The 13,627-nt window shown below is 71.1% G+C and carries 11 protein-coding genes and 1 pseudogene; 3 read left to right on the top strand and 9 right to left on the bottom strand.

Annotated elements, in window-relative coordinates; all coding sequences use genetic code 11:
• Positions 1-805 (bottom strand): GIY-YIG nuclease family protein (locus ACFTZB_RS33580; RefSeq protein WP_378438317.1); only part of this gene is annotated, 805 nt, incomplete at its 3' end.
• 135 nt (positions 806-940) lie between these two features.
• On the opposite strand from ACFTZB_RS33580, the gene ACFTZB_RS33585 reads away from it, so the two are divergent.
• Both ACFTZB_RS33585 and ACFTZB_RS33590 read left to right on the top strand, forming a co-directional pair.
• Positions 941-1,210 (top strand): ANTAR domain-containing protein, encoded by a 270-nt coding sequence (locus ACFTZB_RS33585; protein WP_378438319.1) that lies wholly within the window; start codon positions 941-943, stop codon positions 1,208-1,210.
• A 113-nt stretch (positions 1,211-1,323) separates the two neighbouring features.
• Positions 1,324-1,830 carry a hypothetical protein gene (locus tag ACFTZB_RS33590; protein WP_378438321.1) on the top strand — a complete coding sequence of 169 codons (507 nt, stop codon included), beginning with the start codon at positions 1,324-1,326 and terminating at the stop codon, positions 1,828-1,830.
• A 12-nt stretch (positions 1,831-1,842) separates the two neighbouring features.
• Here ACFTZB_RS33590 and ACFTZB_RS33595 read toward each other — a convergent pair whose 3' ends face one another.
• Positions 1,843-2,115 (bottom strand): hypothetical protein, encoded by a 273-nt coding sequence (locus tag ACFTZB_RS33595; RefSeq protein ID WP_378438323.1) that lies wholly within the window; start codon positions 2,113-2,115, stop codon positions 1,843-1,845.
• Positions 2,116-2,256: 141 nt separating this feature from the next.
• On the opposite strand from ACFTZB_RS33595, the gene ACFTZB_RS33600 reads away from it, so the two are divergent.
• Positions 2,257-2,328: an Rv1535 domain-containing protein gene (locus tag ACFTZB_RS33600; RefSeq protein ID WP_369691050.1), complete on the top strand. Its 72-nt coding sequence runs from the start codon at positions 2,257-2,259 to the stop codon at positions 2,326-2,328.
• 53 nt (positions 2,329-2,381) lie between these two features.
• Here ACFTZB_RS33600 and ACFTZB_RS33605 read toward each other — a convergent pair.
• The 7 genes and pseudogenes from ACFTZB_RS33605 to ACFTZB_RS33635 form a co-directional block, all read right to left on the bottom strand.
• A pseudogene (locus ACFTZB_RS33605) lies at positions 2,382-6,125 on the bottom strand (cation-translocating P-type ATPase); the annotation flags it as partial.
• A gap of 473 nt (positions 6,126-6,598) precedes the next feature.
• Positions 6,599-6,922 (bottom strand): hypothetical protein, encoded by a 324-nt coding sequence (locus ACFTZB_RS33610; RefSeq protein ID WP_378438325.1) that lies wholly within the window; start codon positions 6,920-6,922, stop codon positions 6,599-6,601.
• A gap of 121 nt (positions 6,923-7,043) precedes the next feature.
• Complete coding sequence (locus tag ACFTZB_RS33615; RefSeq protein ID WP_378438327.1) at positions 7,044-7,841, bottom strand: hypothetical protein; 798 nt, start codon at positions 7,839-7,841, stop codon at positions 7,044-7,046.
• A gap of 125 nt (positions 7,842-7,966) precedes the next feature.
• Positions 7,967-9,700, bottom strand: a complete 1,734-nt coding sequence (gene dhaL, locus ACFTZB_RS33620; protein WP_378438329.1) for a dihydroxyacetone kinase subunit DhaL — start codon at positions 9,698-9,700, stop codon at positions 7,967-7,969.
• A gap of 9 nt (positions 9,701-9,709) precedes the next feature.
• Positions 9,710-11,656: an FAD-dependent monooxygenase gene (locus tag ACFTZB_RS33625; RefSeq protein ID WP_378438331.1), complete on the bottom strand. Its 1,947-nt coding sequence runs from the start codon at positions 11,654-11,656 to the stop codon at positions 9,710-9,712.
• 1 nt (position 11,657) lies between these two features.
• On the bottom strand, positions 11,658-12,971 hold the full coding sequence (locus ACFTZB_RS33630; RefSeq protein ID WP_378438333.1) for an MFS transporter: 1,314 nt from the start codon (positions 12,969-12,971) through the stop codon (positions 11,658-11,660).
• Between the two features lie 134 nt (positions 12,972-13,105).
• Positions 13,106-13,627 (bottom strand): LysR substrate-binding domain-containing protein (locus ACFTZB_RS33635; RefSeq protein WP_378438335.1); only part of this gene is annotated, 522 nt, incomplete at its 5' end.

Consider the following 13,627-nt stretch of genomic DNA (forward strand, 5'->3'; position numbering starts at 1 on the left):
CCTCCTCGGAGGTCACGCCCCGCCGGGACGCGGCGGGCACCTCGAGGACGACGCAGGGGGTGGGCAGATTCGGCACGGGTTCTGCCGCGTACTGCAACACGAGGTCGTCGACGGGTACGGCCCGCTGCTCGCCCGCGCCGCCGGCGAGGTTGCCGAGATCGGCGCCCTCGACGAGCCCCAGCGCTCCCACGACTCCAGCCCGCACCGCGTCGGCGACGCCACCGGTGTCCGCGACGCGATGCGCCACGATGTAGTGCTCGACCTCGTGGCCGGAGTCGTAGATCTCGCGGATGCGGGCGATCGTCGCGGCCTTCACCTCGGCGCCGTCGGTCTCCGGATCCTCGAGCGTCTGCCGGTGCTCGTTCTCGGCCAGCGCCTCCCACACGTAGCCGTACACCCGGGTGCCCCGCCCGGAGCCGACGTAGAACACCGACCTGTTGCGGGGGTCGAGCAGCGCGTAGACGTAGGTGCCGAGTTCCTCACCCACCCGTTTCGGGAACGGCTGCGGCGCATGGCGGGTCTGATACACCTCTTTCAGGATCAGGCGCAGTGCCGCCAGTTTCAACGCGACCGGGACCCCGCCGTCGATGCCGTCGAAGAGTGCGGTGGCGGCGCCCTGCACGGAGGAGAAGGTGTGCCCGATGTGCCGTTCGAGGGACTTCGTGACGTCCGCGAACTGCGCGAACCGCACCCGCGGGTCGGGGGACGCGTTGTCCAGGTCGTTGGACGCGAGGAAGGTCTGGACCTCGGCATTGTCGAGCCAGCGAGAAGTGATGTCGATCGGGATCGTCCAGACGGTAGCCATGCCCCTACCGTAAGGGAAAACCTCGGTGAAGAACTCGGACGACTAATGCACCGGGCGATTCGAACTCTTTCGACGCAGTACCCGGTGCGGGAAGATGGAGTGGTACCCGTTCCGACGCAGGTTGGGAGAACATTCATGACGACGCCCAGCTACTCCACCCGCACGGCGGTCGACATCGCGGTCGGCATCCTCATCGCCTTCCGCGGCTGCTCCGAGAACGACGCGTTCACCGAACTCGCGGAGACGTCCCGGCAGCACAAGGTTGCCCTCGCCCGCACCGCCCGCGCGTTGATCGCGTTCATCCAGACCCATCACGGCGACCTTCCCGCGTCCGATATCACCGCTGCGGCACTGCAGTGGAGTCACGCCACTCCGTACCGCGGCGCGTTCGGCACGGCGGCGTGAATTCGGGCGAAGTCTGAGAATTCTCTGGCTTCGACGGCGCGACGCTCCGCAAACCTTCAGACTCGATGTGAGACCGAACGACCTGCGCACCGAGATACGAAGAGGTAACTGAGTTGACGATCCGCAAGATCACGGTTGCCGCGGTAGCGATCGCCGCAGCCCTCACGATGTCCGCCTGTGGTTCCGACGAGACTTCCAGCTCGGGTGGGACCACCACGTCCACCACCACGTCGGCGGCTGAGACCACCGCCGAACTCGAACTGCCGACCGCGGCCGACCTCAACGCCCTGCTGGCGAAGGGCCTCGACCCGGCCACTCCGCTCGACGAGAAGATCGCCATGGTGGAGGGTTCGGAACAGGACCCGAATCTGTTCAACCAGGTCGCGGCCGCCGCTCAGCAGGCGGGTGCGCAGGTTCAGGTGCTGGACCCGGTGATCGACAACGGCGACGGCAGCGCCAGCGCGCAGTTGCAGTTGACGATCAACGGCCAGGTGCAGCAGAACACCCTGCCCGCCATCTTCGTGCCCGGCGAGAACGGGACGTGGAAACTGTCGAAGGCGACGGCCTGCTCGATCGTGGCGATCGCGCAGCTGACGTCACCGGCCTGCCCGCCCGCCTGACCCGGACCCGCGTCACACGCCTTCCAGCGCCTCCCCGATCTCCTGGACGGCCCGGTTGTGCTGATCGGTGATCAGCACGTGTCCCGCTGCGATGGTCAGCGCAACCGGCCATTCGATGATTTCGACGGCGGCGAGCAGGCCGATCGCCGCGAAGAATGCCAGCTGCTCGGGGCGCGGCAGCGGCACCCTGCCGAGGATCGGCAGCTGCACGGCGAAGCTGTGGGCCTCCTGCACCCGCTGGACGGCGTCGCTGTGCGACTGCGCCTCCGACGTTCGTTGGGCCATAGTTCGTCTCCCTTGTGCGTGCCGTTTGCCGGTCAGCCACCTTGACCGCGGACCGTGTCGGGTGTGCTGAGTGCTGTCGCCCAGACCGCTGCCGGTGTCTTGTCCGGCGCCGGGGACCCGTTGACCGGTGTGGTCACCCGGGTGCTCACGCCACCGCTGCGGGAGGTGTACGCGGTGCTGCTGCGGGCGGGCGTGATCGAGATCGTCGACTGATCACCCACAAGCCTCTCCAGCAGTGCCGGCGCGAACGCGGCTGCCGCGGTCGCTGCACCCGCGCACCCCAGCGCCTGCGCCCACCCGACCGGTCCGAGCGGGGTGCATCCCAGGAGCTGACTGACTCCGGGCGTACTGACCATCACGGTGAGCGCGGCGAGTGACCCGCCCGCGGTGAGGACGACGAGCGGGCTGCGCGAATCGATGAGCGTCTGCCCCAGCTGGGTTCCGACCAGCGCGACCAGCCCGACCGTCGACGCCCGGCGTTGCCTGCCGGTCACGCTCGCCAGCGCCCACGCCGTCGTCGCGCCTGCCGCGGTCGCGGCGCCGCGGATCGCGACGGTCCGCCACAGCGCCGCACTGTCCGGTCCGCGGCCCTCTCCCCGGGTCTGTTCGTTGGGCGGACTCACCGCGAGTGCGGCTGCCGGCAGGGCGTCGGTGAGCACGTTCACCAGCAGAAGTTGACGCGCGGTGAGCGGCGACCGTCCGGCGATCGCGCTGCCGATCAGGGCGAACGCCACCTCGCCGGCGTTTCCGCCGAGCAGCACCGACACTCCGGCCTGCACCCGCCGCCACAGCTGGCGGCCCTCGTCGAGGGCGTCGCGCAGTGCATCGACGCGGCCGTCGAGGAGCACCACGTCCGCGGCGCTCCGGGCGGGGTCGCTGCCGCGCGAGCTGACGCCGATCCCCACACTCGCGGCCCGGATCGCGGCGGCGTCGTTGGCGCCGTCGCCGACCATTGCGCAGACGTGACCGACACGTTCGAGGGTCTGCACGATCTGCACCTTGTGTTCGGGTGTCATCCGGGCGAAGACGACGCACTTCTCGACGGCGTTCTCCTGCCCCCGGTGCGACAGGGTGTCCCATTCGGTGCCGCTGATCACCTGCTCGGACGACACGGGCAGTCCCAGCTCTCGCGTGATGGCGGTGGCCGTGACGGGATGGTCGCCCGTGATCAGCCGGACCCCGACCTGCAGGCGTTCCAGGTCGGGGAGAAGTCCGGCCGCCTCGGGGCGAGGGGTGTCGGCCAGCCCGAGTAGTCCGACGAGTTGCAGCCCGTCGCCGCACAGTTCGTCGAATACGTCGGCGTCGTCGGCCGCGCGTCGCGACTGGAATGTCGTGACGGTCCGGCGGGCGACGGCGATGACGCGCAACCCGTCGGCGGCCATGCCGAGGACGGTGTCGTGGACGTCGTCGGTGTCGATTCCGGTGCAGGCGGCGACCACGACCTCCGGTGCACCCTTCAACGACAGGTCCGTCCCCGACAACGAGGCGGAGTAGGGCCGTCCGGATCGGAACGGAAGATAGCTGCGGTGCTCGTCCTCCGGTGGCAGCAGGTCCGCTGCGGCGTCGGCGATCGCGACGTCGGTGGCGTGCGCGGCCGGACTGCCGTCGGGGGTCACGGCGCTGCGGCCCGCGCATGCGAGCACGTCGTCGCGATCGGATCCCGGCTGCGGGACGGCGGAGACCACCCGCAGGCGGTTCTCGCTCAGGGTGCCGGTCTTGTCGAAGCACACCACGTCGACGCGGCCGAGCGCTTCGACGGACCGCGGCGCCCGCACCAGCGCGCCCGATCGCGTCAGTCTGCGCGCGGCGGCCTGCTGCGCCAGGGTCGCGACGAGCGGCAGCCCCTCCGGAACCGCGGCCACCGCGACCGCGACACCACTGGTGACGGCCTGCCGCAGTCCGGTGCCGCGCAGGAATCCGACGGCGGTCACCAGCGCCCCGCCCCCGACGCTGACGGGCAGCACCCGGTCGGTGAGGCTCCGGAGCTGCGCCTGTAGACCCACGTGCGACGCACTCACCGGGGTGATCGCGCCGGCGCGTCCCGCTTCCGTCGCGTCGCCGACCGCCGTGACGATCGCCGTCGCCGTGCCGGTGAGGATCGTGGTTCCCGCGAACACCATGCAGGCGCGTTCGCCGATCGGTGCGCCCGGCGTCGGCGACGTCTGCTTGCTCACCGGCAGCGATTCCCCGGTCAGCGAGGATTCGTCGACCTCGACACCGGCTGCCTCGACGAGCCTGCCGTCGGCGGGCACCACCTCGCCGGGGCAGATGTCGATCACGTCGCCCGGCCGCAGTCGCGACGCCTCCACCCGCTCCGTCACCCGGCTGTTCGATGATCCGGCGACGCGGTGGGCGGGCGGATCCCCCGCCGCCAGCAACCTGTTCAGCAGCCGTTCCGCATGCAGGCGTTGCACGGCCGACAGCGCGGCGTTCCCCGCGAGCACCGATCCCACGAGCACCGCGTCGATCGGCGACCCCAGCAGCGCGCTCGCCGCCGATCCGGTCGCGAGGACCGGGGTCAGCGGATCCGACAGTTCCGTGCGCATCGCCCGCCCGAAGTCCCAGGCCAGGCCGACCGGCCACGCGGTGAGCCGCCCGATCGCCTGCACCGGGGTCAGCACCAGACGCACCGAGCGGGGCCGGGGCGTCGCGGCGTCCGCGGCGTCGTGCACGGGCAGCAGACGGCGCACCTCCGCCGCCGGCATCTCGTGCCAGGCGTGAACCGGGGCGGCCGGGGGAATGTCGGCCCGCAGCACACTGCGCGCGAGGGAGTGTCCCGTCCACAGTCCTGCCGCCGCACCGACCGTGACGGGCCCGGGTCCGCGGCCGCGCACTCCCGGCAGCATCACGAGCGCACCGAGCATCGACGCCGCCGTGGCGATCTCGACGCCGCGGCGGCTCGCCGTCCGGGCGTCGGGCACGGACCGCAGCACCCGCCAGACCCCGGCGAGATCGTCGACCAGCAGGTCCGCACACCACGGCGTCGGGGAGTCGCCGACGAGAACCCCGATGCCGACGTCGGCAGCCGACAGCGCATGCGGCGCGCGGCCCGCCACCACCGCGACCGTCGCGCCGTTCGCCTGCAACTGCGTGACGGCGTCGCGGAGGTCCGCGTCCGGCGATCCGCTCGACGGGAGCAGGTCGTCGAAAGCCGACCGGAGCCCGCCGAGGCCGTCCACGTTCACCGATATCACCTGGGCGCCCGACGCGCGGGCCTCCGCGAGCACGGCCGCCGCGCTCGCATGGTGGGCGTGTGTCACCAGGACCGCGGAATCCTCGTCCACCGCGGCCGAGACGACGTCGCCCGGCAGGTCGGCGAGTGCATGCCAGCCCACGCCGAGCGCACCGGCCTCGACGGCGGACCGCGCGGACTCCCACACCCTCGTCCGGTCGGCGTCCCGAACGGAACGGAGTCCGCTCACCCGCAGTTCCGCCGTGTGCAGCACCGACGGATCCACGACCACCGCGTCGACCCGGTCCAGGCGGCGCAGTGCTGCGGGTCGCAGGACCAGCACGGAGTGATGGTCGGCGAGTCCGCGGCCCAGCGTCGCGGCAAAGGCCTCCCGTGCGGTGCGGGCCGCCTTCGGCGCGGCGACCAGGGCCGCGTCCGCGGCGCCCGCGACACTGCGGGTCGCGACCCCCACCGCCGTCGCCCCTGCGAACTGCGCGATCGCCGCCCGGTCGACGTCCCGCTCCACCGGTCCGGACGTGCCGCGCACGCGGGGGCGGCTGGCCGAGTCATCCGCGGGGTCCCGGGCCAGTTCGGGTTCGCGGCGGTGCCACACCCGCCGGCCGGACCACGCCTCCGCCGTGATCGCCGACCGCAGCGCCACGTCGACGGCGAGAGATGCCGGTGCACGCCGCAGCACGTCGCCGACGGCCTGAGCGGTGGCGAGCAGCAGTTCGGCGGCGTCCGGCCCGAGCCGGCTCTCGACCATGCCGCGCAGTCGCGGCTGATAGTTGACGAACGTGACCGCGGCGGCGGGCACCGCCGCCGGCAGGCTGGGCATCGGAAGCAGCCGGACACCGACCGCTGCGACCAGGCCCGTCGTCGCGGCGGCCAGTGCGAGGGCCCGTTCGGCGAGTGCGACGTCGTCGCCGGGCAATTCCCTGGGCCGGTCCCGAACGCCGCCGCGAGCGAGGGGGCGGGCGGCGTCCTCCGCGCGCGTGACCACCTGGCACAGCACGGCGACCGACGGTCCGTGGTCGCCGACCGTCACCACCAGGCGGGACAGCGCGCAGTTGAGTTCGGCTCCGTCCACACCGGCGGTCGCCCGGACCGCGCCGACAACGGACGCGGCCACATCGTCGCCGTGCGGCCCGTCGAGTCCGCGGATCTCGATCCAGGCACGGCCGTGTCCGGAACTCGTGCGGCGGGCCGGGGTTCCGCCCAGCACCTCGGTGGTGATCTGTGTCGCGGTCCGCGCGGTGGTGGCCACCAGATCGGCGGCAGCGGTGAGGTATCGACCGAGTCCCACGGCAGCTACTGTGCGGCCGACGCGGGGGCTTCGGTGTCGCGTGAGGTCCGGGACCCCGCGCCGAACTGTCGCAGCACGAGCGCCGCCCCGCCCGCGGTGACCAGCACCGGCCACTCGACCAGTCCCGCCGCTCCGACGGCGGCCAGGGTCAGCGCGGCGGCCGGTGTGGAATGACTTCCGCTCTCCATGCCGGCCCGGGCCCCACTCGCCGCCCCGCGGACTCCGCCGACCACGCCGCCGAGTGCCGCTCCCCCGACCGCGCCGACCGCACTCGTCGTCGCGGTCGCAGCACCTGTCACGGCGTTCACTGCGCCGTCGACGATTCGCATGATGAGCTCCCATCGGCCGTGGCCACTCCCGCCGGGGCACGGCGGATCATGTCTGCGATACCCACCTCAGGGTATTCTCAACCGCCGCGCACCGGAACGGATTTCAGGGAAATCTCAGATGTTACCGAATACCGTTCTGCCCCATAGGAATTCGTTCTCCCTGCTCGGTGCGCCAGAATTCCCACCCGTCGCGGGACTCGACGTCTCCGCTGATGTGACTGGCAACGGCGGTCGCCGCGGTCGTGGGGTCGGGGAACCGGCGGCCCTGCATCGGACCGCGGGTGATCTCCAGCGTCCCGGTGCCGGAATCGAACCGTCCGACCAACCGATACCCCTCGAAATCGGCGACCACCTCGAGCCGGACATCGACCAGCTCCTCCAAGGCTGCGGTCGCCTTGGCCGGCTTCTTCCTGGCGGCGGCGCGGGCGGCGGCGTCGGCACGCAACGTGGCCGCCGTCGTGGCGCGCTGCGCGTCGCTGTAGCGACTGGGGTCCTTCTCCCCCGCCAGGCCGAGCAGGTCCCAGCGCCCGCGGCCGTGCGCGACCCGGCTCAGCGGAATCGCGTGATGCCCGGTCCGCGTGCGCCCCGGGGTGTCCATCATCCACAGGTCCACCTCGGCGCGGATGTCGTCGGCGACCTCGGACGAGGGCACGACGAAGAACTCCTCCGGGGAACTCGCGAGATCGACGAACACCCAGAATTGCGATCCGGTGTCGTCGTCGTCGAGCGACTCGTCCTGTTTGCGGGCCTGCCAGTCGCCGCTGAGTTTGGACCGCACCCGCACGATGCAACTCGTGCCGTCGTCGCCCCAGACCTGGACGGGGTTGCGCCGCGAGTGGGTGAGCCGGACTGCCTTGCCACCCCGCTCCACGACATCGGCGATGAAGGCCTGGATTCCCCGGCTGGCGGTGTCTTCCACTGTCTCTTTGTCCGTCCGTGATTCTGCGTCCCGTACGCAGGTCGGGAGAGGTGTGGCGACGGGTTTGCGCAGCACGACTCGGCGTTCTGCTCCTCACCCTACGTGCCGTGCCCGGTGCGCGGTCACTACCCGGTGCTGCGGGCTGCTTCCGCGGCCTCGGCGAAGAACCAGGACAGCACGTGGGCGCCGGGGTCCACGACGCCCCGCGCCGCCTCGCCGATGTAGCTGGCCCGGCCGCGCCGCGCGGTGATGGCGGCGGTCGACTCGGCGCCGCGGGCGGCGGCGTCCGCCGCCTCTGCCAGGGCGTCGGCCGGATTCTTGCCCTGCTCGACGGCCGACTCGAGGGCGGCGACGGCGGGGTCGATGGCGTCGATCATCGTCTTGTCCCCGGGTTGCGCCCCGCCGAGTTCCTGAATCGTGTCGAGGCCCGCCCGTGCCCCGGCGGCGATCGCCTTCGTGTCCAGACCCTGCGGTGCGTCGACGGCCGCCCGGGAGAACTGCCGGAACCAGACCCCGAACAGCGCGCCCGACGTGCCGCCCGCGTGACCGAGGTAGGCGTCGGACAGCGACTCGAACACCGTGGCCGGGGAGTACCGGTCGCGGATCCCGGCGACGTCGACGTGGTCGAGTGCCGCCACCATGTTGGTGCCGAAGTCGCCGTCGCCTGCGCGGCGGTCAAGGTCGGTGAGGTTCGGCTCCTCGGCGAGCACCTTCTCCACGAACGCGCCGATCCACGCCCCCACTGCCGCCCTGCCCAACGTGCCGGCGATGCCGGCCACCTCCGGCTCGTCCTCACGGGAGGCGACGTCCGACCGGAACTGCACCGCGGATCGGTCTGCGATGCCGCGGAATTCACCGGTCGGGGCGTTCGGCCATCCCGGTGCGGCGGTCGGTGCGTCCCACAGGTCGAGGAGTTCGTCGTCGCAGCGCACCAGCGTGACGGACGCGCCGTCCATGTCGAGGGCGGTGACGAAACTGCCGACCAGCGACCGCCGGATCACCACGCCCCGCTCCGCGAGATGGTCGGCAAGTTCACCGAACAGCAGTTGCAACTCCAGCGGATGGGCCGCGCCGAGGCCGTTGACGATGGCGATCACCGACTCGCCCCGCTGCACGCCGAGCGAGTCGAGCACGGGGTCGGTGAGCCGGCGGACCAGTTCGGCGGCGGGCAGTGCGTCGACCCGGTCGGTTCCGCGTTCGCCGTGGATGCCGATCCCGAGTTCGATCTGCCCCTCCGGCAGGTCGAACGACGGCGAGTCCGACCCGGGCACGGTGCACGCTCGCAACGCCACCGCCATGCTGCGCGAATTCCGGGCCGTGCGTCGCCCGAACTCCGCGACGGCGGCGAGGTCGTCTCCGCGTTCGGCCGAAGCGCCGCAGATCTTCTCGACCGCGATCGTGGCCGCGGTGCCGCGCCGTCCGGGCCCGTCCTCCCGCTCGGATGCGACGTCGTCGGCGACGAGCACGTGTTCGACCGCGATGCCGTCCTCTGCCACCAGGTCACCGGCGATGCGGAAGTTGAGGACGTCGCCGGTGTAGTTCTTCACGATGTGCACGACCCCGCCGCCGGCGTCGACGGCGCGGGTGGCGGCCCGCACCTGCAGCGCGTTGGGCGAGCTGAAGATCAGGCCGGGGCAGGCTCCGGTGAGCATGCCCCGGCCGACGAATCCGGCGTGCAGCGGTTCGTGCCCGGACCCACCGCCGGACAGCAACGCGACCTGCCCGGACGGCAACGGTTCCCGGCGGGTGAGATAGCCCGGTTCCGGATGCCATTCCAGGTCGTCGGTGGTGGCGACGGCCCCGCGGAGTGCGTCGACGACGAAGGTCTTGGGTGAGTTCAGGAACTGTGCGTGCGCCATGCCCCCAGGCTAAGCGCCCACATGTGAGTGCCGTGGCGTGCCGGAGCACGCTTTGCCGCTCACGTGGGAGGCGGCGGCGAGCGCTTCCTCGAACTCCCGCCTGCCCGACTGCGATCCGAGCAGCAACGCGAGCCGAGTCAGGAAGCCCTCCCGGTCCGAGTCCTCCACCTGGTCCAGCGCCTCCGACAGTCCCGTCCACACGTTCTCGCGGAGCAGTTCCTGCGGCGTCGCAGTCGTCTCCGTGTGCGCGGGGACGACACCGTGCACGGGGGCGGTCGCCGCCCGCAGGTGCGCGGGCACGTCGCCGAGCAGGGACAGGTCCCGGACCCGGCACAGGACGAGTCCGTCCGGACGGATCACGAAGCATTCCCCCGCGAACGCGCCGAGGGCCTGCGCCAGCACCCCGTCGGGGTCGTCGAGGACCGTCAGGTCGTCCGCCGCGTCCACCGCCGCACCCGCCGCCGGGACGACGACCGCCCGCACCGACTCGGGCGCCAGCGCCATCGACATCGCAGCGGCGTTGGCGGCGACGACGTCGGCACCGGCCGGGTCGACCCCGATGCCCAGCACCGCGAAACCCGTTCCGCGGACGCGGTTCAGCGAAGACTCCACCGATCCGCCGGCGGTGACGACCCGAACGCGGCGGTCCTCCATCGGATCCCCGGGCAGGACCCCGGTCGTCCCCTCGGCCACCGGCCACGTGAGCGGCGACAGGTGCGCGTGCGTGGCACTGGACTGCCGCGGGTTGATGAGATGCCCGAACTCCGGGCGGGTCGTGGCCAACGCCAGGACGGCGTCGCGGGTGGTGCGGTAGCCGTGGCTGCCGGGCGACATGATGAGCGTCGACTTGCCCGCGTTGTCGACGTTCTGCTGCCAGGCAGCACGACGCTCGGTCGAATACGCATGTAGGAGAGCCTCGTCCGCGGTCCCGTGGACGACGGCGGCCAGGGTCCAGGCGAGGGTCTCGGCGTCCTCCATGCCGGAATTCAGCCCGCGAACACCGAAGATGGGGACCAAGTGGGCGGCGTCGCCGGCGAACAGGATGCGACCGTGTGTGAAGTCGTCCAGTGCGAGCGCGTGCGCGCGGTAGAAGCCGTGCCATTCGAGGGTCCACGGCACGTCGTTCTCGAGCCAGTCGAGGTGCCGCGTGATCCGGTCGCGGATGCGGTCTTCCTGCGTCTCGAGTTCGGCGTCGTCGGAACTGTCGAGTTGGTAGTCGATGCGCCAGATGTCGCGGGGCTGCCGATGCATGATGATCGTCGAGCCGGGGTTGCTCGGCGGGTCGAACCACACCATCCGCTCGGCGGGCAGCGCCGATTCCCAGTGGATGTCGGCGATGACGTAACTGCCCTGATAACTGTTTCCCTGCAACCGGATTCCCGCGAGTTCCCGCATCCGGCTGCGACCGCCGTCGGCGGCGACGACCCACTGTGCGCGGAGCCGGCGCACGCCGAACGCGGTGTCGACGTCGAGGGTCACGTCCTCGTCCGACCGCAGGACGCCGGCGACGCTCGACGACCAGTGGAACGTGATCAGCGGGTGCGCGAGCAGGGTGTCGGTCATGATCTGCTCGATCTCGGACTGCGACACGTTGACCATGGGCCCGCGGACGTCGTGTTCGCCGTGCGCCATCTCGAAGTGCAGCACCTGTTCGTCGCGGTAGAAGCTGCGCCCACCTACCCAGGGGAGCACGATCTTCTCGAGTTCCGGTCCGAACCCGAGCCTGGCCGCGACCTCGAGGCTGTGCCGGGAGATACAGATGGCGCGGCTGCCGAACGACACCTGGTCGGCGGCCTCGAGCACGGTGACGGGGATACCGCGCTGCGCGAGGCCCAGCGCGACGCCCATGCCGACCGGGCCGGCGCCTACGACGACGACGGGCAGGGCCTCGTCGGTTGCGGTGGTCGACGCGAAGTCCGTCGCCGCGTATTTCCGGGGTTGGAAGTAGGTGGACATGTCAGACGGCCTCCGCTTTCTTCGCGATCTTGTTCGTTTCCGGCAGCAGCAGGATCGAGCCCAGGCTGACGACGGCGATCACCACGAAGTACGCGCTGATCGCCGCGGAGCTGCCGAACGCCCCGAACAGCCAGGTGGCCATGAACGGTGCGAGCCCGCCGCCGAGGATCGCGCCGATCTGGTAGCCGAGCGACGCACCGCTGTAGCGGATGTGGGAGGGGAAGAGTTCCGCGAACAGTGCCGATTGCGGCCCCGCCGTGGTGCCGAGCACCGCGGCCATCACGATCATCGCGAGCAGCATGACGGGGATCGACGCCGTGTCGATCAGCGGGAAGAACGCCGCCGCGACGATCACCAGAGCGACCGAACTCCACGTGTACACCCGGCGCCGCCCGAGCACGTCCGACTTCCAGGCCGATACCGCCATGCCCGCCATCCAGACCGGGCACGCGACGATCAGCAGGGTGAGCATCGTGGCGCGGCTGTAGCCGAGTTCCTCGGTGCCGTACGTCAGGACGTACACCATGAACACGTAGGCGATGCCGTTGGTCGCGACGAACGTGCCCGCCGCGAGCAGGACCGTCCGCCAGTTCTTCGTCAGCACCTCGACGATCGGCATCTTCACGATCGTGTCGCTCTCCTTGGCCTCCGCGAACGCCGGGGACTCGAAGACGCCGAGGCGGATCCACATCGCGACGCCGACGAGCACGGCGCTCATCAGGAACGGCACCCGCCACCCCCACGTCTGGAATGCGTCGTCGGACAGCAGCTGGGTGACGGCGAGGAACACGACGTTCGCCATGATCACGCCGGCCGGAACGCCCATCTGCGGCGCCGCGCCGTACAGGCCGCGCTTGCCCTCGGGCGCGTGTTCGGTGGCCATGAGGACCGCGCCGCCCCATTCGCCGCCGACGCCGATGCCCTGCACGAACCGCAACGCCACCAGCAGGATGGGTGCGGCCACCCCGATGGCCTCGAAGTTCGGGAGCAGTCCGATGCCGACGGTCGCGGCGCCCATCATCGTCAGCGACAGCACCAGCATCGACTTGCGTCCGATGCGGTCACCGAAGTGGCCCATGACGACACCGCCGATCGGGCGGGCGATGAAGCCGACCGCGAAGGTGGCGAAGGCGGCGAGGGTTCCGGCGAACGTCGACGCGCCGGGGAAGAACTGCGGTCCGATCACGAGGGCTGCGGCGGTGCCGTAGATGAAGAAGTCGTACCACTCGATCGCGGTACCGACGAAGCTCGACAGGACTGCCCTGCGCGCTTCCTTGTGAGACACCGGCGGTGTCGCCTCGGTGATTGCCGTCATCGTCTGCCTTCCCGGTTCTGCTGCGCCACACTCATCGCGCTACCGGAAACAATGACCCCACTCACATACGTCTGAAAAGCGGGACTATCCCCGCATGAAATGCAGAAAATCCGTGGAAGGCATTAAGGCGCAGTTCAGGCCGTGACGAACCGGATGAACGCCCGCGCGACCCGGCTCAGCGTCGCCTCCTGGTGCCACGCGACGACGACGGCCACCGACGCCGGTTTCGGTTCGGCGATCGGTTTCACGACGACGGGCAGGCCCTCGTACGTGACGTCCACCCGGGGCCGTTGCAGTAGCAGCGTCCACCCGAGACCGCGCCCGACGAAGGCCCGCGCCGTCTCGAAGTTCGCGGTCCGGTACGCCACCCGGGGCGCGAACCCGGCCTGCCGGCAGACGTCCATCGCATGGTTGGTGCTCGGTGGCGCGTCCAGCAACACCATCGGGTGCTCCGCGAGATCCGCGAGGCGCACCGGCCCGTCGACGCCCGCCAGCGGATGTTCCGCCCCGAGCACCACCATCGGCTCCCGGGTCATCAACGGCACGGTCTGCCAGTCCGGGGGCAGGTCGAGGTCGTAGACGATGGCGACGTCGAGTTCGCCGCCCTCGAGTTCCGTCCGCAACCGGTTCTGGGTGTCTTCGCGGAACTCCACCGA

The sequence above is a fragment of the Rhodococcus sp. NPDC057014 genome, from assembly GCF_042673295.1.
Taxonomy (GTDB): domain Bacteria; phylum Actinomycetota; class Actinomycetes; order Mycobacteriales; family Mycobacteriaceae; genus Rhodococcus_F.